General features: G+C 62.3%; 20 protein-coding genes. 12 read left to right on the plus strand and 8 right to left on the minus strand.

What is annotated here, in order from left to right; all coding sequences use genetic code 11:
- Positions 1-142 precede the first annotated feature (142 nt).
- Positions 143-1,726 (minus strand): peptide ABC transporter substrate-binding protein, encoded by a 1,584-nt coding sequence (locus ACS92L_RS16065; protein WP_438766124.1) that lies wholly within the window; start codon positions 1,724-1,726, stop codon positions 143-145.
- A 250-nt stretch (positions 1,727-1,976) separates the two neighbouring features.
- Here ACS92L_RS16065 and prfB point away from each other — a divergent pair.
- The 7 genes from prfB (at position 1,977) to ACS92L_RS16100 (ending at position 8,607) form a co-directional block, all read left to right on the plus strand.
- A protein-coding gene (gene prfB, locus ACS92L_RS16070) for a peptide chain release factor 2 (RefSeq protein WP_438766125.1) occupies positions 1,977-3,078 on the plus strand; the annotation gives its coding sequence in 2 pieces (ribosomal slippage) (positions 1,977-2,054 and positions 2,056-3,078; 1,101 coding nt in all).
- Between the two features lie 143 nt (positions 3,079-3,221).
- Positions 3,222-4,739, plus strand: a complete 1,518-nt coding sequence (gene lysS / locus ACS92L_RS16075; protein ID WP_438766126.1) for a lysine--tRNA ligase — start codon at positions 3,222-3,224, stop codon at positions 4,737-4,739.
- Between the two features lie 134 nt (positions 4,740-4,873).
- The gene (locus ACS92L_RS16080; RefSeq protein WP_115854651.1) at positions 4,874-5,257 is read left to right on the plus strand and encodes a hypothetical protein; all 384 of its coding nucleotides are present in this window, start codon (positions 4,874-4,876) and stop codon (positions 5,255-5,257) included.
- A 116-nt stretch (positions 5,258-5,373) separates the two neighbouring features.
- Complete coding sequence (locus ACS92L_RS16085; protein ID WP_438766127.1) at positions 5,374-6,780, plus strand: DHA2 family efflux MFS transporter permease subunit; 1,407 nt, start codon at positions 5,374-5,376, stop codon at positions 6,778-6,780.
- Positions 6,781-6,848: 68 nt separating this feature from the next.
- A complete protein-coding gene (locus ACS92L_RS16090; RefSeq protein ID WP_438766129.1) occupies positions 6,849-7,190 on the plus strand; it encodes a BolA family protein in 342 nt (113 codons plus the stop codon).
- 90 nt (positions 7,191-7,280) lie between these two features.
- Positions 7,281-8,165 (plus strand): hypothetical protein, encoded by an 885-nt coding sequence (locus tag ACS92L_RS16095; RefSeq protein WP_438766131.1) that lies wholly within the window; start codon positions 7,281-7,283, stop codon positions 8,163-8,165.
- Positions 8,155-8,607: a GNAT family N-acetyltransferase gene (locus tag ACS92L_RS16100; protein ID WP_438766132.1), complete on the plus strand. Its 453-nt coding sequence runs from the start codon at positions 8,155-8,157 to the stop codon at positions 8,605-8,607. Before ACS92L_RS16095 ends, ACS92L_RS16100 begins: the two co-directional genes overlap by 11 nt.
- A gap of 22 nt (positions 8,608-8,629) precedes the next feature.
- On the opposite strand, the gene ACS92L_RS16105 is transcribed toward ACS92L_RS16100, so the two are convergent.
- Positions 8,630-8,872, minus strand: coding sequence for a cell division protein ZapB (locus tag ACS92L_RS16105; protein ID WP_438766134.1), 243 nt, complete (start codon positions 8,870-8,872; stop codon positions 8,630-8,632).
- A gap of 120 nt (positions 8,873-8,992) precedes the next feature.
- Positions 8,993-9,613, minus strand: a complete 621-nt coding sequence (gene rsmD, locus ACS92L_RS16110; RefSeq protein ID WP_438766135.1) for a 16S rRNA (guanine(966)-N(2))-methyltransferase RsmD — start codon at positions 9,611-9,613, stop codon at positions 8,993-8,995.
- Positions 9,614-9,807: 194 nt separating this feature from the next.
- Here rsmD and ftsY point away from each other — a divergent pair, with 194 nt between their 5' ends.
- The 5 genes from ftsY to ACS92L_RS16135 all read left to right on the plus strand — a co-directional run bounded on the left by ftsY (position 9,808) and on the right by ACS92L_RS16135 (position 15,743).
- Positions 9,808-11,406, plus strand: coding sequence for a signal recognition particle-docking protein FtsY (gene ftsY, locus ACS92L_RS16115; RefSeq protein ID WP_438766137.1), 1,599 nt, complete (start codon positions 9,808-9,810; stop codon positions 11,404-11,406).
- Between the two features lie 12 nt (positions 11,407-11,418).
- Entirely contained in the window at positions 11,419-12,087 is a 669-nt protein-coding gene (gene ftsE, locus ACS92L_RS16120) for a cell division ATP-binding protein FtsE (RefSeq protein WP_438768514.1), read from the plus strand.
- Complete coding sequence (gene ftsX / locus ACS92L_RS16125; protein ID WP_438766138.1) at positions 12,084-13,079, plus strand: permease-like cell division protein FtsX; 996 nt, start codon at positions 12,084-12,086, stop codon at positions 13,077-13,079. The genes ftsE and ftsX overlap by 4 nt, the downstream gene beginning before the upstream one ends.
- Before the next feature lie 113 nt (positions 13,080-13,192).
- A complete protein-coding gene (gene rpoH, locus ACS92L_RS16130; RefSeq protein WP_438766139.1) occupies positions 13,193-14,065 on the plus strand; it encodes an RNA polymerase sigma factor RpoH in 873 nt (290 codons plus the stop codon).
- 184 nt (positions 14,066-14,249) lie between these two features.
- Positions 14,250-15,743 (plus strand): putative bifunctional diguanylate cyclase/phosphodiesterase, encoded by a 1,494-nt coding sequence (locus ACS92L_RS16135; RefSeq protein WP_438766140.1) that lies wholly within the window; start codon positions 14,250-14,252, stop codon positions 15,741-15,743.
- Here ACS92L_RS16135 and slmA read toward each other — a convergent pair.
- From slmA to ACS92L_RS16160, 5 genes are all read right to left on the minus strand, one after another.
- Positions 15,691-16,323, minus strand: coding sequence for a nucleoid occlusion factor SlmA (gene slmA, locus ACS92L_RS16140; RefSeq protein ID WP_438766141.1), 633 nt, complete (start codon positions 16,321-16,323; stop codon positions 15,691-15,693). The genes ACS92L_RS16135 and slmA overlap by 53 nt on opposite strands.
- An 82-nt stretch (positions 16,324-16,405) precedes the next feature.
- Complete coding sequence (gene argB, locus ACS92L_RS16145) at positions 16,406-17,320, minus strand: acetylglutamate kinase (protein ID WP_438766143.1); 915 nt, start codon at positions 17,318-17,320, stop codon at positions 16,406-16,408.
- A gap of 126 nt (positions 17,321-17,446) precedes the next feature.
- Positions 17,447-18,829 carry a phosphomannomutase/phosphoglucomutase gene (locus ACS92L_RS16150; protein WP_438766144.1) on the minus strand — a complete coding sequence of 461 codons (1,383 nt, stop codon included), beginning with the start codon at positions 18,827-18,829 and terminating at the stop codon, positions 17,447-17,449.
- A 27-nt stretch (positions 18,830-18,856) separates the two neighbouring features.
- Positions 18,857-19,342, minus strand: coding sequence for a dUTP diphosphatase (gene dut, locus ACS92L_RS16155; RefSeq protein ID WP_438766146.1), 486 nt, complete (start codon positions 19,340-19,342; stop codon positions 18,857-18,859).
- Positions 19,339-20,700, minus strand: a complete 1,362-nt coding sequence (locus tag ACS92L_RS16160; protein WP_438766148.1) for a bifunctional phosphopantothenoylcysteine decarboxylase/phosphopantothenate synthase — start codon at positions 20,698-20,700, stop codon at positions 19,339-19,341. The genes dut and ACS92L_RS16160 overlap by 4 nt, the downstream gene beginning before the upstream one ends.
- Positions 20,701-20,774: the final 74 nt, after the last annotated feature.

Here is a 20,774-nt window from a genome sequence, read left to right on the forward strand (position 1 = left end):
GGGGTGATGTGTCCAGAGTTAACGAAGCGTTAAAAAAGGCGACCAATATCGGGGACAAAGGGTCGATATCGTGGCGGATGGATGACAAACGGGTGACAAAAGAGCGCGTTCTTCTGTCACCCTGGTGGACGCCTGGCAGTAATCAGCGATCGCTGTCGATCGAGATCCAGCGTGAGGCGTGCATGTCGAGGGCGTTGTTGTCCCAGCCTTCAATGGCAGGGCTGACCAGGTTGCGCGCGGCGTAGGTATAGATCGGCGCCAGCGGATAGTCGGCCAGCGCCATCGCTTCGGCGCGCTGCATCATGTCGCGGCGTGTGTCGCTGTCGAGTGCCTGATCGGATTGCTGGATCAGCTGGCTGTAATCAGCGTTTTGATAGTCACCGTAGTTGTTGGTTTCGGCCGAGAGCAGCTGCAAAAAGTTCTGCGCGTCGTCATAGCTTGAGATCCAGGCGGCGCGGGCCACCTGGAAGTCGCCCTGCATCAGCTCCGAGTAGTGCACGTTGGCTTCGCTGTTGCGCATCTCGACGTTGACACCCAGCGGCTTCCACATGGCCGCGACCGCCACGGCAATGCGCTGATGCTCGTCACCGGAGTTGTAGCGCAGGGTCAGATCGAGCGGCTTTTCGGGCCCAAACCCGGCGGCTTTCAGGAGTTCGCGGGCCCGATTCAGGCGGGTGTCCATGTCGTCATCAAGGCCCGGCTGGGTGGCCGGGGTGTAGTTGCTGACCCCTTCCGGGACCAGCGAGTGAGACGGTGTGACGGCGCCATCCAGCAGTTTCTCACTGATCACGTCGCGACGAATGGCCAGTGAGAGCGCCTCGCGCACGCGCTTGTCGGCCACCGGGGAGCCCTCGCGCAGGTTGAAGACGTAGTAATAGCTGCCCAGCGACGGCGTGATCTGCACGGCATCGGGGATCTGCTTTTCAAGCCACTGATAGCGCGCGGCCGGGAAGTCTCGCAGGATATCGAGCTCGCCGGCACGAAAGCGCGAGATGCCGGCGTTCTTGTCTTCGACGGGGTAGTAGTTGACTCCGTCGAGTGAGACGCTGTCGGCGTCATGAAACTCGGGGTTTTTGACCGTGTCGAGCTCGGAATTGGAGACCCAGCGCACCGGCTTGAAGGCGCCGTTGACCACGATATTGTCCGGGCGGCTCCAGCGCTCCCCCTTGTCCTTGACGACGTGTTCGGGGATCGGGTAGCCAAACGGCAGCACCAGCGTCTTGAGAAAGTAGGCGGCCGGCTCGGTCAGATGAATGACCAGGGTGTGGCCGTTGTCACGGCTTTCAACGCCCAGGGTGTCGAGTTCGGCCTCGCCGGCGTTGATCTTCTGCGCGTTGACCACCGGATAGAGGCGGTGGGCGTAGTTGGAGGCGGTTGTCGGGTCGACCTGATAGCGCAGGGCAAAGACGAAATCCTCGGCGGTGACCGGCTCGCCGTCCGACCAGCGGGCATCCTCACGCAGGTGGAAGGTGTAGGTTTTACCGTCTTCGCTGGTTTCCCAGTCTGTGGCCACGCCCGGGATGATCTGTCCCTGGGCGTCGATGGCCACCAGCCCTTCGAAGATATCGCGCAGGACGTCTTCCTCCCAGACGCCGCCGGTCACCCGCGCCGGGTCCAGCGAGGCGGGGTCGCCGCTGATACCGACATTGAGCGTGGCTGCAAGGGTCAGCGGCGCGCCCAGCGTCAGTCCGGCACCGATCAGCGACAGCAGTAGTTTTCTTTTCATGACGTTCCCCGGCAGAAATTGTTATCGATGCGCCCACTCGGGCATGACTGAAAGATCACAGCAAGGCGAGACGGTGTCAAAGCAGCACTTATAATCATTTCTGCCATTTTTATTTTGCAGGCGGGAAAGGCGCGGGCGGCGGGTGACGGGCAGGGCGTGGTTTGGCTACAATAACGCCCCTTGTTTTTCAACTCTTACATGAGGTGCTGCGGCCCTTTCCGGCGCAGTGGCCCTGGCCGAGCGAGCTACCATGCAGCAGGAACTCACGCCCATTCATCACCTGCTCAAGGACCTGTCCGAACGGACAGACGTCCTGAGGGGGTATCTTTGACTATGCCGAGCGAAAGGATCGTCTCGAGGAAGTAACGCGCGAGCTGGAAAACCCCGACGTCTGGAGTGACCCGGACCACGCGCAGAAGCTGGGCCGCGAGCGCGCGCAGCTTGAAGATATCGTCACCACGCTGGATACGCTGCAAAGCGGCATTCGCGACAACGGCGAGCTCTACGAGCTGGCGCACATGGAAGACGACGAGGAGACCATGACGGAAATCCGTCGCGACCTCGACCGTTTTGAAGCGCAGCTGGCCAAGCTTGAGTTTCGTCGCATGTTCTCCGGCGAGATGGACCCCAACAATGCCTACATGGATATCCAGGCCGGCTCCGGCGGGACCGAGGCGCAGGACTGGGCCAATATTTTGCTGCGCATGTATCTGCGCTGGGCCGAGCATCACGGTTTCAAGGCGGAAATCTCCGAGATTTCGGCCGGTGACGTGGCGGGCATCAAGTCGGCCACCATCCATGTGCAGGGCGAGTACGCCTTTGGCTGGCTGCGCACCGAAACCGGCGTGCATCGTCTGGTCCGAAAGAGCCCGTTTGATTCCGGCGGTCGGCGCCATACCTCGTTTGCCTCGGTGTTTCTCTCTCCGGAAATCGATGACAGCTTCGAGGTCGACATCAACCCGGCCGATCTGCGCGTGGACACCTATCGCTCCTCCGGCGCCGGCGGTCAGCACGTCAATACCACCGACTCGGCCGTGCGTATTACCCACGAGCCCAGCGGTGTGGTGGTGTCATGTCAGACCCAGCGCAGCCAGCATGCCAACCGCGATTTCGCGATGAAGCAGCTCAAGGCCAAGCTCTGGGAGCTGGAGATGCAGCGCCGCAGCGCCGAGAAGCAGCAGGCCGAGGACTCCAAGTCCGATATCGGCTGGGGCAGCCAGATCCGCTCCTACGTGCTCGATGATCAGCGCATCAAGGATCTGCGTACCGGCGTGCAGACCAGCAACTGTGAGCGTGTGCTCGACGGCGATCTGGATCAGTTCATCGAAGCCAGTCTCAAACAGGGACTTTGATCGGAAGAGACGTTTTGAACAGACGACTTCCGACCGGCAGGCTCGCTGTCCGGCATCGCATGCTCTGGACATCAATCGTGTCAGGCATGAACCGCAGGCCGTAACGAGCCTGCCATTGACGGTTATTTTCAATAGGCAAGGTAATGGCGAATCAGGATCAGCAGGCAGGCAGTGAACACGAAGAAAACCATCTGATCGCCGAGCGGCGGGCAAAGCTTGCCGCTCGCCGCGAGCAGGCAAGCGCTCAGGGCGGCAGTGCCTTTCCCAACGACCTGCGCCGTGACAGTCTCGCCGCGGACCTTCAGGCAGAGCTTGGCGAGCACGACAAGGAAGCGCTTGAATCGCTGGGGCGTCAGGCGGCGGTGGCCGGGCGCATCATGCGAAAGCGCGGCCCCTTTATCGTCATTCAGGACGCCTCCGGCCAGATCCAGCTCTACGTGGACAAAAAGGGCCTGCCCGCGGAAGTGCTTGAAGACATCAAGGGCTGGGACATCGGCGATATTGTTTTCGGCCAGGGCCCGGTGCACAAGTCCGGCAAGGGCGATCTCTACGTGATGATGGAGACCGCGCGGCTTCTGACCAAGAGCCTGCGCCCGCTGCCGGACAAGTTCCACGGCCTGACCGACCAGGAAGCGCGCTATCGCCAGCGCTACGTGGATCTGATCATGAATCCGGAAGTGCGTGACACTTTCCGCATTCGCGCCGCCGTGATCAGCGCCATTCGTCAGTTCTTCACCGAGCGTGACTTCATGGAAGTCGAAACGCCGATGCTCCAGCCGATTCCCGGTGGCGCCACGGCGCGCCCGTTTGTGACCCATCACAACGCGCTGGATATCGACATGTATCTGCGCATCGCCCCGGAGCTTTATCTCAAGCGTCTGGTAGTGGGCGGTTTCGAGCGGGTCTTCGAGATTAACCGCAACTTCCGCAACGAGGGGCTGTCAACCCGGCACAACCCCGAGTTCACCATGCTCGAGTTCTACTGGGCCTACGCCGACTATCACGACCTGATCGATCTGACCGAGTCGCTGGTGCGCTTTGCTGCCGAAAAGGCCGTGGGCACCACGCTGATCCACTATCAGGGTAGCGAGTGTGATCTCTCTCAACCCTTTGATCGGCTCACCCTGCGCGAGTCGATTCTAAAATATGGTCAGGGCGTCGAGTCGAGCGAGCTGGACTCGCTGGACAGTGCCACGGCGCTGGCCGAGCGTTTGAGCATCGACGTCAAGCCGGGCTGGGGACTGGGCAAGCTTCAGACCGAGATTTTTGAAACCGTGGCCGAGCATCGTCTCGAGCGGCCGACCTTTATTACCGAATATCCGGCCGAGGTCAGCCCGCTGGCGCGTCGCAACGATGACAATCCGTTCGTGACCGACCGCTTCGAGTTCTTTGTGGGTGGGCGTGAGATCGCCAACGGCTTTTCCGAGCTCAACGACGCCGAGGACCAGGCCGAGCGCTTTGCCGCCCAGGTGGCCGAGAAGGACGCCGGCGATGTCGAGGCGATGTACTATGACGCCGACTATATCCGCGCGCTCGAGTATGGCATGCCGCCGACGGCGGGCGAGGGCATCGGTATCGACCGGCTGGTGATGCTGCTGGCGGATGCGCCGTCCATCCGTGATGTGCTGCTGTTTCCGGCCATGCGCCCGGAAGCAGAGTAAATCGCGACGCCTTTCCCGGTCTGGTCGCCCGATGTGCGTCAATGCCCGGATGAATCATGGCATTGGTGACCCCGGGCGGCCATACTGGGGCGCTTGAACAGGATTTCCACCAGCCCCGAATCGGGAGAGTCGCAATGAAACTGGTGAACCGCTCTGCGCTCAGCGTGCGTCCCAGACAGGCCTTTGTAGACTGGATCAATTCGCTGGAGGCGACCGAGGGTGAAGACGACCTCACCCTCGAGGATGCCGAACGCGAAAGCACCATCTACCTCATTCCCGAGATGGATACGGAAGACGCGCTGCAGGCCTGCCTGCACGAACGCTTTGCCGATATCCTTGAAAACGAGCTGTCCGCCTGGGAGGAAGATTCCCGTCACTGGCCGGACATCAACGAAGTCACCTTTGAATTCTTTCTGCGCGTCGAGCACAGCTATCTGTGCGTGGATCTGGACGAGGAAGCGGCACTCGAGCAGAGCGATTTCGAGGACGACCTGCTGCTTGATACCGACGAGGTCTGACCGTTCGGCGTCGAGATGATGTCAAAGCCTGCCCGGCACGATGGCCGGTGCGGGCTTGTTTCACCATGTCCTTCTCTCTGTGCTCACGCGCTGTCCCGCACTATCGGTAACTCTTCTTGAAAGCACTACTGTCCTGGCGTGAAGGTGATGATGGCCTGCCTCCCCGCCAGCGTATTCTGGCCATGATGGTCCTCATGTCGGGGTCGCTGATGGCGGTCCTCAACATCAACAGCGTCAACATTGCCCTGCCGACCATCGCTCGAGAGCTGGGCGTCTCTTCGGCCGCCTCTGTCTGGATTATCAACGTCTATCAGCTGGTGGGCGCCGCCTCCATGCTGACCTTTGCCGCCCTGGGCTATCGCATCGGGCGCTATCGTCTTTATATCGGCGGCATGATCATTTTCGTACTGACCTCGATATTGTGTGCGCTGTCACCGTCGCTGGGCTGGCTGATCGCCTTTCGCGCCATTCAGGGGCTGGGGTCGGCGGCCATGATGAGTATCGGGCCGTCCATGTACCGGGTCATCTTTCCCACACGGCTGCTGGGACAGGCCATGGGGCTGACCGCGCTGACCATTTCGCTGGCGGTGGCCGGCGGGCCGGCGCTGGGCGGTCTGGTGCTGGCCGTGGCCAGCTGGCCGTGGCTTTTCTGGATCAACGTGCCGCTTGGCGTGGCGGCCATCTGGCTGGCGATTCGGGCGCTGCCGAAAGAGCAGGGCAGTCGCTATCGGTTTGATGTGCTCGGTGCCGTGTTGTCCGCCGTGGGTCTGGGAAGCTTTGTCATCATGCTCGACAGCATCGCTGACATGTCGCGCCCGGGCAGCGTGCCGCTCCTGCTGATCGTGAGTCTGGTGGCACTCACCGGCTTCATCTGGCGCCAGCGCCATTTTGACAATCCGCTGCTGCCGCTGGTGATCTTCCGGGAGGCGCGGTTCACCATGGCGGTGATGACCTCGTTTTTCTCCTTTCTGGCCCAGAGCATGGCGTTTATCAGTCTGCCGTTTCTGTTTCAGAGCGTGCAGGGCTACACGCCGCTTGAATCCGCCTTTTTATTCACGCCCTGGCCGCTGGGGGTAATGATTGGTGCGCCGCTGGGCGGGCGACTGGCCGACCGCTTCAGTCCGCCGATTATCTCCTCGATCGGGCTTTTGCTGTTCATGGCGGGGCTGGGGGCACTGGCGCTTCTGGGTGATCAGCCCTCAACGATCGATATTTTGTGGCGCAGCGCCCTGTGCGGCATGGGTTTTGGCCTCTATCAGGCGCCCAACAACCGTGAAATGATGGGATCACTGCCCAAGGCGCGCAGCGGCAGCGCCTCCGGCGTGCTGGCCAGCGTGCGTACCTTTGGTCAGTCTGTTGGCGCCGCCTTGGTTGCACTGGTGCTTTCTGGAATAATGAATACCACGATGGACAGCACCATGACGGTGAGCCTGGCCCTGTGGATGGGCATGGCTTCCGCCATTGTGGCGCTGATGCTTTCGGCATCACGAATTCGCATGTTGCGCCGGCATCAGTCCGGATAGACGGCGGTGTCGACACATGTCGTTATGCCTGTCCAATGACAATATCAACGTGCCGGAGGTGGTAGCCCATGACAATTTCTTCGGTGGACACGCTTGATGGTGCCAACATTGCGGCGCTGATCGAGCAGAAGCTGGCCGTTTTCGAGCCGCAATGGCTTACTATCGAAAACGAAAGCCACAAGCACAATGTGCCGCCCGAGTCGCAAACGCACTTCAAGGTGACGCTGGTGTCCGAGCAGTTTGAGGGCATAATGCCGGTCAAGCGCCACCAGCAGATCTATGCCGCCCTGTCTGATGAACTGGCGGGGCCGGTGCATGCGCTGGCCCTGCATCTCTATACGCCCGAGCAGTGGGCGGCGCGCAACAACGAGCGCCCCGACTCCCCGAACTGCCGCGGCGGTGGTGCCTAGTGTTGTCCGAACCGTGAGCCATCGATGCCGGTGTCTGGCCTTCCCGCGGGAAGGCCTTTTAGACTCTATTCCCTTCAATGGACGTAACGCATGGTGACCGAGCGCGCGCGCCGACAGTACCTCGATGCCATGGGTATCAACCTCTGGGTCGCCCGTCACTCGCTGCCCAATGCGCTGGCCTCCGATCTGCCGGCGCTGGAAGAGGCATCCGAGCAGGCCACCGGGTCGCTCGATCATCACCAGCGCCTGCACGCCCTGATCGATGAGATCGATCATTCCGAGGCCCCGACACCTGGTGCCGAGGTGGCCGAGAGCCCGCCGCACGACCCGACGCCACCGGCTCGTTCGGTTCGGGCTCTGCTCGATATCGGCAAGAGTGAAGAAAAGCGCTCGGACGCCGCTTCGGTGGAGAAAGCCCCTGCGCCCGTTGCCGAAAACAAGGCGGCCCCGGCAGCAACGAAGGTTGAAAACAGCGTCTCAAGAGCGCCGCACGAGCCGCTGCGCTTTTCGCTGCAGGTGGGCACGCTGGATGGGCGCTGGCTTATTCTGCTGGCTCGCGATGAGGCGCTGAGTACGCAGGAAGAGACGCTGCTCAACGCCATACTGTATGCCGGTGGGGTTCAGCCGGCCGCCGATTTGTCCTGTCAACGCTTTGGCTGGCCCATGATGGAAGGATTGCCGGTCGATGACGCCCTCGATGAAGCGCGTCAGGGCTTCAAGGCCTTTCTGGCCGGTCGTCGGGCGCGGGGCTGGCATCCCGAAAGACTGCTGCTGTTCGGCCAGCTTCCGGTGCTGGAAGAGGTACTCGACGTCCATGACGGGCAAAGCCGCGTGCTTGATCTGCCGCTCTGGCAGGGGCCGGCGCTGGAATCGCTTGATGAGCCGGCATCGCGCCGTCAGCTCTGGGCCGCCATGGGAGAGTGGCGCACGTGGTGGCAGGCACCGTCACAGACGCAGGATGGCCATGATCATTGAGCGCGCTGGCGGTGCCGAGGCGCTGGCGGCGCTGGATGGCCGTGCCAGAGGGAGGGATGCCTGGTCGGTGTCACGGTTTGAAGCGCTGATTGATGACGAGCGATACCGCCTGACGGGGATTGCGGCGACAGGGACGCAGACGCTGACGGCCTTTGCCGTGGTCTCGATCGGCCCTTTTGATCTCGAGCTCGAGATGATTGCGGTCGATCCGGACCATCGATGCCAGGGGCTGGCCGGTCGCTTGATCACGGCAATGATCGAACAGGGAGAAGCACTGGGGCTTGAGCGCATACTGCTGGAAGTGCGCGCCGGCAACGAGGCGGCGCAGGCGCTTTACATACGCTACGGTTTTTCGGTGGACGCTCGCCGGGCGGGCTATTATCCACAGGCTGCGGGCGAGCGCGAGGACGCGATACTGATGTCGCGTCCTCTCACGCGCTGAGTCGGGGGGCCGACAGGCCTGCTTACCAGGAGGGGCTGGCAGCCGGCGTTTGGGGCGCAGAGGTGTCGGGCGCCGATGTGGCGTTGGCGTCGAACTCGCGGAAACGCTCCAGCAGACTGCCCAGACGACTTTCCCACTGTTGGCGTTCGTTTTTCAGGCGCTCGTTTTCCTGACGCAGTTCGTCAAGTTCCATGCGCTGCATCTCGATGGTATCGACGGCGCTGTTGACGCGCTGCTCAAGCTGCTCGAAAAGTTCATTGCTCATGCTGTACTCCTGATACAGATAGTAAGGCGAAATGCCGCCCTGCAGGGCCCCGGTCGGGTGCCGGCGCGCGCGCAGGCCAGACTACGCGCGCCGGCGCGCGGCGGCAAGAGGGAGGCCGGGTTATTGCGTGCTGTCACGTTGATAAAGCCGGGCGTGGCTGTCACCGGCCCGGGTTTCGCGTATCAGACGCCAGCCGGCAGGCAGGCGAGGGATCAGACCGGCTTCGGTTTCAACGTGAATCAGGGCGTTATCTGCCAGCCAGCCCTCCTGGTCAAGGCGCTGACAGCAATCGTTGATCAGCTCTTGGCGAAAGGGCGGGTCAAGAAAGACCAGATGGAACGGCCTGGCGGGCCGGGTGTCCAGAAAAGCGTCAGCGCTTTTCTGGTGTACCGGCATCGTGACCTCAAGCGTTGCCAGATTCTGTTCGATCTGACGGGCGACCTGACGGTCAGCCTCGACAAAGTGCACCTCGCCGGCACCGCGCGAGAGCGCTTCCAGCCCCAGCGCGCCGGTGCCGGCAAACAGATCCAGGGCGCGGGTGCGGCTGTCGATGTCGTGGCTGAGCCAGTTGAACAGCGTCTCGCGCATGCGGTCCGGCGTCGGGCGCAGGCCGGGATGGTCCGGGACGGGCAGCAGGCGCCGGCGAAACCGGCCGCCGATCAGCCGCAGGCGGCCGCCACCCGAGCGGGCACCGCCCTGTCGGTTATCATGTCCTGATGTGCCGTGACGCTGTCGCCTCATGTGTCCTGCAAGCCCTTGTCGGTGGAGGGGTGCTGCCAGGGCCGGTGGAAGAACTGCAGTGACCACCGGTTGTGCCATCCTTGTCGATGGCCTGCACGGATTGTACCGGCGGGCAGCGCTTGAGTGGTAGGATGCGGTATCAAATGGCGGCCCGGCCGTCTTTTTCCGATGGATCAATCGCGACGATATAGCCCATGTTTGGTTTTTTTAAGCGCAAGAAGCAGCGCCGCGATCAACAGGATCGCGAAGAACAGCAGCAGCTGGAACAGCAACACGCCGAGCAGCAGGCGCCGGCCTCCGGCCACTCCGAAGAAACACCTCCGGAACCGCCTGTCGAAGCGCGAGAAAAAACAGACGCTGTGCCTGCTCCCGAAAAGGCGCCAACGACTGTTGAGCCGGAACCGGAGCCCGTCGTCGAGCCGGAACCGGAGCCCGTCGTCGAGCCCGAGCCGGAACCGGTCGTCGAACCCGAGCCGGAACCGATCGTTGAGCCGGAGCCGGAACCCGTCGTCGAGCCGGAGCCGGAACCTGTCGTCGAGCCCGAGCCGGAACCGATCGTTGAGCCGGAGCCGGAACCCGTTGTCGAGCCCGAGCCCGAGCCGGATCCCGAGCCCGTCGAGGAGCGTCCGATCGAGACGCTGGACGATTCGGCGGGGGGCTCCGAGGAAACGGCGCTGGAAGAGGCGCCGGTCGAAAAAACACCTGATACGAAAGACGACAAGACAACGCCCGGGGTTGCCTCCGAGGTGACCACGCCGGCGCGCAACCGCGGTCGCGACAAGCCGCGTCGGGCGCGCTACGACACGGCCGTTGAAGTCGGGCCGGAAACCGCTGACGAGCAGGGTGAAACGGCCGGCGCCAAAAAGGGCTGGTTTTCACGCATGCGTCAGGGGCTTGGCAAGACGCGCTCCAACCTGACCGACGGTCTGGCGACGTTGCTGCTGGGTCACAAGGAGATCGACGATGATCTGCTCGAAGAGCTCGAAACACAGCTTCTGATGGCCGATGTCGGCGTCGCCGCGACCAGCGAGATCATGGCGAATCTGGAAGAGCGAATCTCAAGGCGCGAGCTCAAAAACGTGGATGCGCTCTACAAGGCGCTGCAGGAAGAGCTCTCCACGATGCTCGAGCCGGTGGCGAAACCGCTGCGTCTGCCGCCCAAGGGTGAAGGCCCGTTCGTGATTCTGATGGTGGGCGTCAACGGCGTGGGCAAGACCACCACCATCGGCAAGCTGACCCAGCGCTTTCAGCGTCAGGGCCGCAGCGTCATGCTGGCTGCCGGCGATACCTTCCGTGCCGCGGCCGTCGAGCAGCTGCAGGTCTGGGGCGAGCGCAATGACGTGCCGGTGATTGCCCAGCACACCGGCGCCGACAGTGCTTCTGTCATCTATGACGCGGTATCGGCGGCAAAGGCGCGCGGCATTGATGTGCTGATTGCCGATACGGCCGGTCGATTGCACAACAAGGGCCATCTCATGGATGAGCTCAGCAAGGTGCAGCGCGTCATGGCGCGTCTGGACGCTCAGGCGCCGCACGAGGTGATGCTGGTGCTCGATGCCGGTACGGGGCAGAACGCGATCTCCCAGGCAGAAACCTTCAACCAGGCGGTGCCGGTGACCGGCATTACCCTGACCAAGCTCGATGGTACGGCCAAGGGCGGTATCATCTTTGCCATCGCCAAGCAGCTGGGCACGCCCATTCGCTATATCGGGGTGGGGGAGACGCTGGATGATCTGCGTCCCTTTGAGGCCGAGGACTTTGTCGGGGCACTCTTTGACCGGGACGGCGGCTGATCGCTCATGGCCATGATCGAGTTTGCGCATGTCGGCAAGCGCTATGGCGGTCGTTTCGAGGCGCTGGCGGATCTCAATTTCAACGTGGAGCGCGGTGAGATGGTCTTTCTCACCGGCCACTCCGGAGCCGGCAAAAGCTCGGTTCTGCGCCTTCTCATGGCGCTTGAGCGGCCCTCGAGGGGGCGTATTGTCGTGGCCGGCCACGACATCACAAGCCTGCACGTCTCGCAGATTCCCTACTATCGGCGCCAGATCGGGGTGGTGTATCAAAACCACCAGCTGCTCTTTGATCGCAGCGTATTCGATAATGTGGCACTGCCGCTGGTCATCCAAGGCGCAACGCCCCAGGATGCCCGGCGCCGCGTGCATGCCGCTCTCGACAAGATCGGCCTTTTGCACCGTGAAAAGGCCCTGCCCATCGAGCTGTCCGGCGGGGAGCAGCAGCGTATCGGTATTGCCCGTGCGGTGGTCACCAAGCCGGCCATGCTGCTGGCCGATGAGCCGACCGGTAATCTGGACCCGCAGCTGTCGGCCGATATCATGCGTCTTTTCGAGGATTTCAATCGCATCGGCACCACGGTGCTGCTGGCCAGCCACGACCTGACACTGATCGCCCGGCTCAGACACCGGGTGCTTAAGCTGCGCGACGGTCGTCTGATCGGCGATGAGGAGGCCGCATGAGTCAGAAACCGCGTCGCCAGACTCAGGAGGGCGAAACCTCCCGTCGGGGGGCTCGCTCCCACCGGATTACCTTTGAAAGCCGTACGCGGGCGTGGCGTCGCCATCACGAACAAATGGCGGTGGACAGTCTCCATCGCCTGCGTCGGCGGCCACTGTCGAGTCTCATGACCATGCTGGCGATTGCGATTGCCATGGTGCTGCCGGCCAGCCTGTGGCTGGCGCTGGGCAGCGCACAGCTTCTGGACAGCAACCTGGACGACAGCGCCCGCATGACGCTGTATCTGGACCCGGCGCTGTCGGAGTCGCAGGCCATGGACATCACTGACCGGGTGCGCGGCGAGACTGACATTGCCTCCACCGAGCTGATTACGGCCGCGGCCGGTCTGGAAAGCTTTCAGCAGCGTCTGGGCATGAATGACGCCCTGGCCATGATGGATGACAATCCGCTGCCGGCCACTATTCTGGTCCAGCCGCGCTCGCGCGACCCCGAGGCGGCGCAGGCGCTGGCCGATGAGCTCGGGCAGATCAACGGCGTGACCGATGCGCGTCTGGACATGGCCTGGCTTGAGCGACTGCGCCAGCTCAGTGAGCTGGGTCGGCGGGTGGTGCTGGCCTTTGGGGTGCTGTTCGCCCTTGGCGTCCTGCTGGTGGTGGGCAACACCATCCGACTGGCGGTGGAAAGCCGTCGTCAGGAGATCGAGGTCGTGACCCTGATCGGCGCCACGCATGCCTTTGTTCGTCGTCCCTTTCTTTATGTGGGCGTCTGGTATGGCCTGGGTGGCGGTATACTGGCGCTATTGCTTCTGACGCTGGGTCGGCGCTGGCTGTCGGCGCCCATCGATATGCTGGCCTCCGGGTTTGGCAGCCACTTCTCCCTGCCGGGCATCGGGTTTGGCGGATCGGTTTTGCTTTTGATCTGTAGTACCCTTCTGGGGCTTATCGGGGCATGGCTGGCCGTCAGCCGCCATCTCTCAGAGATCAGTCCGCGCTGAAATGATTTACGCAGGTGTCCGAGAAAAGTCGTCATACGGGCACAAAAGTACCCTTACCATGGTCTATAATGGTTGATAATCATCAATCAGAGGCCAGGGGAGACCGTTTGAACATGAGTACCAGTCTTCAACCTATTGGTCATCTTTCGCCGGGCAATGACCTGAACGGCTATATTCAGGCCGTTAATCGTATTCCCGTACTGACCGTGGATGAGGAGAAGGATCTCGCCACGCGTTTGCACGCCGATAATGACATTGAAGCTGCCCGTCGCCTTGTCATGTCGCACCTGAGGTTTGTGGTTCATATTGCCCGCAGCTATTCCGGCTATGGTCTGCCGCAGGCGGATCTGATCCAGGAAGGCAACGTGGGCCTGATGAAGGCCGTCAAGCGGTTTGATCCGGCCCAGGGCGTGCGGCTGGTGTCCTTCGCCGTGCACTGGATCAAGGCCGAGATTCACGAATTTGTGCTGCGTAACTGGCGCATCGTCAAGGTGGCGACCACCAAGGCGCAGCGCAAGCTGTTCTTTAACCTGCGCAGCGCCAAAAAGCGCCTGTCATGGTTGAACAACGACGAAGTAAACGCTATCGCCCAGGACCTGGACGTCAAGCCTGAAGCCGTTCGCGAAATGGAAGGGCGTCTGTCGGCCTTTGATGCCGGTTTTGACCCGGCGCCCGGCAGCGAGGACGACGAGCAGAGCTATCAGTCGCCGTCGCAGTATCTGGAAGACGGCCGTTCCGACCCGGCGCTGTCGCTGGAAGAGTCCGACTGGCAGGATCGCTCCTCACAGCAGCTGCGCGATGCGCTGGCACGTCTTGATGACCGCTCGCGCGATATCCTGCAGCGCCGTTGGCTGGCCGAGCAGAAGTCAACGCTCCATGAGCTTGCCGATACCTATGGCGTCTCCGCCGAACGTATTCGACAGCTTGAAAAAAACGCCATGAAAAAACTCAAACAGGCAATCGGCGAATCCGCTGAGGCCGCCTGATCACGGTACTGCCGTTCTCATACTAAAGATTATTTTTTGGCGCAAAAGATGACCCCGGGCTCCCAAGGCCCGGGGTTTTGCTATATGGTCGTGCTCCATGAAAAAAAATGATGATCCATGATATGAATTAATTTAAGTCATGGTTCATCAATCTGCTTTTCTGCTGCTGCCCGAGCGCCGATCGATGTCTATCCCTGCTCTTTCCCGCAAGTCACAAGGTAATGAACGGCCCCAAACCCCTCTGGTACTGGCCGTGGTCTATCGCTCGTTAATCGCTTTGTCTCTGGTCGTCACCTGTCTGCTCTGGTGGGGAAGGCACATGGATGCCGGCAGACTGGCTCTGGGGCTTGTGTTCTGGCTTTTTGGTCTTCAACACGGCATGGAGCTGCTGCTGAAGGGCTATTATCGCTTTTCTCCGGCCCCTGCCGCGCCCGAGAACATCGATCAGCCCGAGAGCCAGCTTTCCGGCGTCGTGTACTGCTATTGCCATGCACAGGAGCAGTACTGCTATCGCGGCAACATGGCCGCCTCGATCAAGGCGCTATCCCGACATGCCTGTCGCCTGAGGCGCAAAACCTTTGATGCCATGGTCCATCCCGACGACCGGGCGTCCCTGCAGCGCGCTCGCCTGCTTGCCCTGCGCCAGGGATATTTTGAACATACTTATCGTCTGATTCATGGTGCGTCCGAGCAGCGGGTGCTGGATCGGGGCATCATTTTACGCCGTGGCGGGCAAACCGAGTGCCACGGGCTTTTAATGGATATCAGCCAGCTCGAGGAGAACGGTGCGGTGGCAGGCCATGGCGAAGGCGCGCCGGCCGGTGAAGAAACCATTGTCCGGTCTATTGCTGCATCGTCCGGCGTTGAAGACACCCTGCGTGCCGATCCTTCGGGGGTTTACGAGGCGTTGCGTCAGGCCGTGAAGGACCGAGAGCTGGGGTTGGTCTACCAGCCCCAGGTGCAGGGCAATGATCAGCGCCTTGCCGGCTTTGAAGTGCTGCTGAGGTGGTATCATCCCGTACTGGGCAACATTTCTCCCTCCACTTTCATTCCCATGGCCGAGTCGATGGGGCTTATGCCGTCGCTGGGCGGCTGGATCATTGATGAGGTCTGCCGACAGATCAGCCGCTGGCGGGCACAGGGCTATCGTGTCCCGCCGGTGGCCGTCAACGTCTCGGTGCTGCAGCTGGATCGAACCCTGCTGACCCATGTCGAGCGGGTGCTGGCCACGTATGGCCTGGAGGGCGCCTGTCTGGAATGCGAAATCACCGAAAGCCGGTTGATGCAGAACTTCGACGAGTGCGTGCACGTTATTTCAGGACTGCGCCGGCAGGGGATCACCATCTCGCTGGACGATTTCGGTACCGGCTACTCGTCGCTGGACAAGCTGGCGCTGCTGCCGCTGGACCGGGTCAAGCTGGACAAGAGCTTTGTAACGGCACTGACCGGCGCCGGGCACGGCTATCACATGATCGAGGCCATCGTGCGGCTGGCGCACTCGCTGCGGCTGACGGTTGTGGCAGAAGGCGTCGAAACGCGCGCCCAGCAGCATCTGCTCAACGAGCTGGGCTGCGAGATCCTGCAGGGGTATCTGTTTGGCGCCGGTGTCGGCGCCGATGCGGCTGTCAGGTATCTGAGTCGTGATCAGGCGTTTCGGAAAATTCTGCCTCTGCCATGAGATGGACGCTCAAAAGCTGCCATTGATCCTCCCAGTGGGCCTGGGGCGTACGACGAAATCCGCTTCTAACGTATTGGTTGATGCGCCCCTCGACGGTGGCCATGAGCAGATTGGCCAGTGCCGATACGCCGATGGCGGGGCGATAGCCCTGCTCGATTTCACCGGTGCGAAGCACCTGCTTGAGCTGCGTCTCGAGACGCTCGAACAGCTGCGCCACGCGGGTTTGCAGGCGCTCATGCTCACCGGTCAGCGCCTCGCCGGTCATGACGCGACACAGGCCGGGGTTTTTGTCGCCAAAGATCAGCACCAGGGTCAGAATGCGCTGACAGCGTGTGCTGACGCTGCCCGGTTCATTGATGATCAGCGTGACGCGCTCGAAAAGCGTCTGCTCGATGTAGTCGATCAGTGCCTCGTACATGCGTGTCTTGCTGGGGAAGTGACGATAAAGGGCGGCTTCCGAGACCCCTACTTCGCGCGCCAGCGCCGCCGTCGTGATGCGCTGCCCCCGCCCCTGTTCCAGCATCCGCGCCAGCGCCTGAAGGATCTGGTCGCGTCGCGAGAGCTTTTGTTCCCTGGTCATGGCCATCTTTTTTATCTGCCTTCCGGGGTGCCGGGCCGGCCTGTGACACCCGTGAATGAATGCGTCCCTGTGGCGCGTGGCATCAGTGCGACGGCGCACTCGACTGATCGGTGATCAGGGTACCCACGCCGGAGCGGGTAAAGATTTCCAGCAAAATGGCGTGTTCCACGCGACCGTCGACGATGACCGAACTGTTGACGCCGTTTTTAACGGCTTCCAGCGCACAGCGGATCTTGGGCAGCATGCCGCCGTAGATGGTGCCATCCTCGATGAGCCGGTCGACCTGCTCGGTGGACAGGCCGGTCATCACCTCGCCCTGCTGGTCCATGAGCCCGGCCACGTTGGTCAGCAGCATGAGCTTCTCGGCGCCCAGCGCCTCGGCCACACGACCGGCCACCAGATCGGCGTTGATGTTGTAGGAGTGGCCCTGGGCGTCCACGCCAATGGGCGCAAGCACCGGGATGTAGTCGGCTTCCGAGAGCATCTCGATCAGATCGGTCGAGATGTGCTCGACTTCCCCGACATGGCCGATGTCGATGATTTCCGAGGCGGTCAGATCGGCGCTTTTGCGCTGAACGGTCAGCTGGCGGGCGCGGATCTGGGCGTTGTCCTTGCCGGTCAGCCCGATCGCCTTGCCGCCGGCGCCGTTGATCAGATTGACGATGCTCTTGTTGACGAGCCCGCCCAGCACCATCTCGACCACGTCCATGGTCTCGGCATCGGTCACCCGCATGCCGTCGACAAAGCGGGATTCGATATTGAGACGCTCAAGAAGCTGACCGATCTGCGGGCCGCCGCCGTGGACCACGATCGGGTTGAGCCCCACCTCCTTGAGCAGCACCACGTCGCGGGCGAAGGAGTGAATCAGATTGTCTTCGGTCATGGCGTTGCCGCCGTACTTGATCACGACGGTCTTGCCCGAAAAACGCTGGATATAGGGCAACGCCTCGGACAGGATTTCAACGACCTGGCGCGGGTTGTATTCGCTGTCATGCATGGTGCAAAACGCTCCTTGTCTAAAGGGGACAAAAGGCCAGTGCGGGTTCGGGCCATTGTGTCATGCAGGCGGCTGTCATATCGCCCGGGCCGGCGAAGTGACGGCCGGTCCGGGCAGATCGGGATGCTAGAAGGTCGGGGTGATGTCCGGGGCGACGGCCAGCAGGGCCTGACGAAAGCGGTCCTGAATGCGCTCAAGGGCCTGCTCGGACTTGCCTTCAAAGCGAAACACCAGCATGGGTGTGGTGTTCGAGGCGCGACACAGTCCCCAGCTGTCCGGGTAATCCACGCGGATGCCGTCCAGTGTGGTTCGGGTCGCCTGCTCACCGAAATCGGTCTCCCTGATAAAGCGCTCGACGATATCGAACTTGTTGTCGTCGGTCACCGGTACGTTGATCTCGGCGGTGCTGGCGTCCTGAGGAAATCGGCTGAAGTACTGGTCGGCATCGCCGGGCTGGCGCGACAGGATTTCCAGCAACCGTGCAGCGGCGTAGAGGCCATCATCAAAGCCGTACCAGCGTTCCTGAAAGAAGACGTGGCCGCTCATTTCACCGGCCAGCGCCGCGCCGGTTTCCTTCATGCGCGCCTTGATCAGCGAGTGGCCGGTATACCACATCTCGGGGGTGCCGCCGGCGTCCTCGATGATCGATACCAGGTTGCCGGTGCTTTTGATATCGAAAATGACGCGTGCACCGGGCTGGCGCTCGAGCAGGTCGCAGGCAAAAGCCATCAGTAACCGGTCGGGATAGATGATCTCGCCAGAGGGCGTGACCACACCGACCCGGTCGCCGTCACCGTCAAAAGCCAGCCCGATGTCGGCGCCGGTCTCCTTCACCTTCGCAATCAGATCCGTCAGGTTTTCAAACTTGCCCGGGTCCGGATGGTGATTGGGAAAGCGTCCGTCGATCTCTTCAAACAGCGGCGTCACCCTGGCGCCCAGACGTCGGATCAATTCAGGCCCCAGCTCGCCGGTCACGCCGTTGCCGCAGTCCACCACGGCGTGCAGTTCACGCTCGAGAACAACATCGTCCAGAATGCGCTTCAGATAGGACTTGCGAATATCATGCGCTCGGCAGTGGCCTTCACCCGTGTTGAGGTCATTTTGTTCGATGCGTCGATACAGGGCAGTGATGTCGTTGCGGGACAGGGCATGGCCGCCCAGCACGATCTTGAAGCCGTTGTAGTTCGACGGATTGTGGCTGCCGGTGACGGCCACGCCCGAGGTGATACCGTCCAGCACGTGGGTGGCAAAGTAGAGTACCGGCGTGGGGACCATGCCGATATCCACGACCTCACAGCCGGCCGCGCAGAGGCCCTCGATCAGGGCTTCGGACAGCGACGGGCCGGAGAGCCGGCCGTCGCGACCCACGGCGATGCCCGTTTCACCGCGAGCGAGCGCTTCGCTGCCGATGGCCTGACCGATCAGGCGTACGGTGTCGGGGGTGAGCTGGTCGTCGACCACGCCGCGAATGTCATAGGCGCGAAAAATGGCGGCACTTACCTGGGTCATGAGGCGATTCCTTCCTGTCAGTCCGCGTTAGTGTCGTCCCGAGTGGCCGAAGCCGCCGGCGCCACGAACATCGGCGTGATCGTCATCGGTCGTGAACTCATCTACAACCTCAAGCTCGGCCTGAATGACCGGCACCAGCACGTACTGGGCGATGCGCTCGAACGGCTCAAGGGTGACGTGCTCGCGCCCGCGGTTCCAGACCGAAATCATCAGTTCGCCCTGATAGTCGGCATCGATCAGACCGACCAGGTTGCCCATGACGATGCCGCGCTTGTGGCCCAGCCCCGAGCGCGGCAGGATCATGCCGGCCCAGGCCGGGTTGGCAATGTGAACGGCAAGCCCCGTGCGAACCAGCTCGCAGTCACCCGGGGCCAGCGTCAGAGGGGCGTCCAGCAGGGCGCGTAGATCCATACCGGCGCTGCCGCGCGTGGCGTAATGAGGCAGAGGGTAGTCACGTACCCGCTCATCAAGGATTCTGACCTGCAGGCGTGGCCGGTCGGCAAGGGCAGTCATGGGGCAGCAGGGCTCCGCGTTGTGTGATGCGCCTGAAAAAGGGGCAGCAGATAATCGAAAAGGGCGCGCGCCAGTTCACGCTTGGTGCGCGGTGACAGGGTATGCGAGCTGACCGGCGCGTCCGGTTCATTGGAGGCGAGATGATACAGCACAGCAGCATTGTCATCGGCGCCAAAGCCCAGATTGGGGGCGGCCACGTCGTTGGCCACGATCAGGTCCAAACGCTTGCGCACGAGCTTGTCATGGGCGTGTCGGGCAAGCTCGCGGGTTTCGGCGGCAAAGCCCACCGTAAACGGCGGGCAGTCGCGATGCGTGACGGTGGCGATAATGTCGGGGTTTTCGACCAGATCCAGCGTTAGGGCGGGGCTGCCGGGCACCTTCTTGAGCTTGTGCTCGGCCACCTCGGCCAGACGGTAGTCGGCCACCGCCGCGCAGCCAATGAAAATATCGCAGCCTGAAAGCGTGGCCTCTACGGCCTTGAGCATCTCCACGGCACTGACGACATCCACGCGCGTGACGTCTTCAGGTGTGGCAAGCGCTACCGGACCGGCAATCAGGGTCACCCGGGCGCCCAGGTCACGAGCCGCCTCGGCCAGCGCAAAGCCCATCTTTCCCGAACTGTGATTGGAGAGATAGCGCACCGGGTCGATCGCCTCGCGCGTAGGGCCGGCGGTGATCATGACGTGTTGACCGGCCAGGGCGGTGGCATTGACGTCATGGCCGGTCGCCATGAAGGCATCGGTTTTCGGGGCGTGGTTATCGTGCTCGGGCGTAGTATCCAGCGGTAGCGCGTCCGGCGTGGGTGCGTGGCCCGAGAGCGCTTCCTCCAGTGCGGCGACAATAGCCTCTGGCTCAAGCATGCGACCGCCGCCGACATCGCCGCAGGCCTGCTCGCCGGCATCCGGGCCCAGCTGCTGCCAGCCCATGTCGACAAGCGTGGCGGCGTTGCGCTGGCTGGCAGGATGCGACCACATGGCCTGATTCATGGCCGGCGCCAGCAGACAGCGCGCCCGGGTGGCCAGACACAGGGTGGTAAGCAGGTCATCGGCCATGCCCGCGGCCAGACGGGCCATCAGATCGGCGGTGGCCGGGGCAATCAAAACGATATCGGCCCATTTGGCCAGCTCGATGTGGCCCATGCCGGCCTCGGCCTGCGGGTCCAGCAGGGAGGTGCGCACCTCTTCGCCGGTCAGGGCCTGTAGCGTCAGCGGCGTGATAAAGGCCTGCGCCCCCTCGGTCATGACCACGCGAACCTCGGCGCCGGCCTTTTTCAGAAGCCGTGCCAGTACCGCACTCTTGTAGGCCGCGATGCCGGCACTGATGCCTAGGACGATGCGTTGACCAGCCAGTCGTGACATGCAGGGCTCCATGGGCATAACGGGAATCGAAGGGATGCTACCTTACCACTGCGTGCCTGACGTGCGTAGCATCA

Origin of the sequence: Kushneria halocnemicola, from assembly GCF_965650455.1 — a bacterium.
GTDB lineage: Bacteria > Pseudomonadota > Gammaproteobacteria > Pseudomonadales > Halomonadaceae > Kushneria.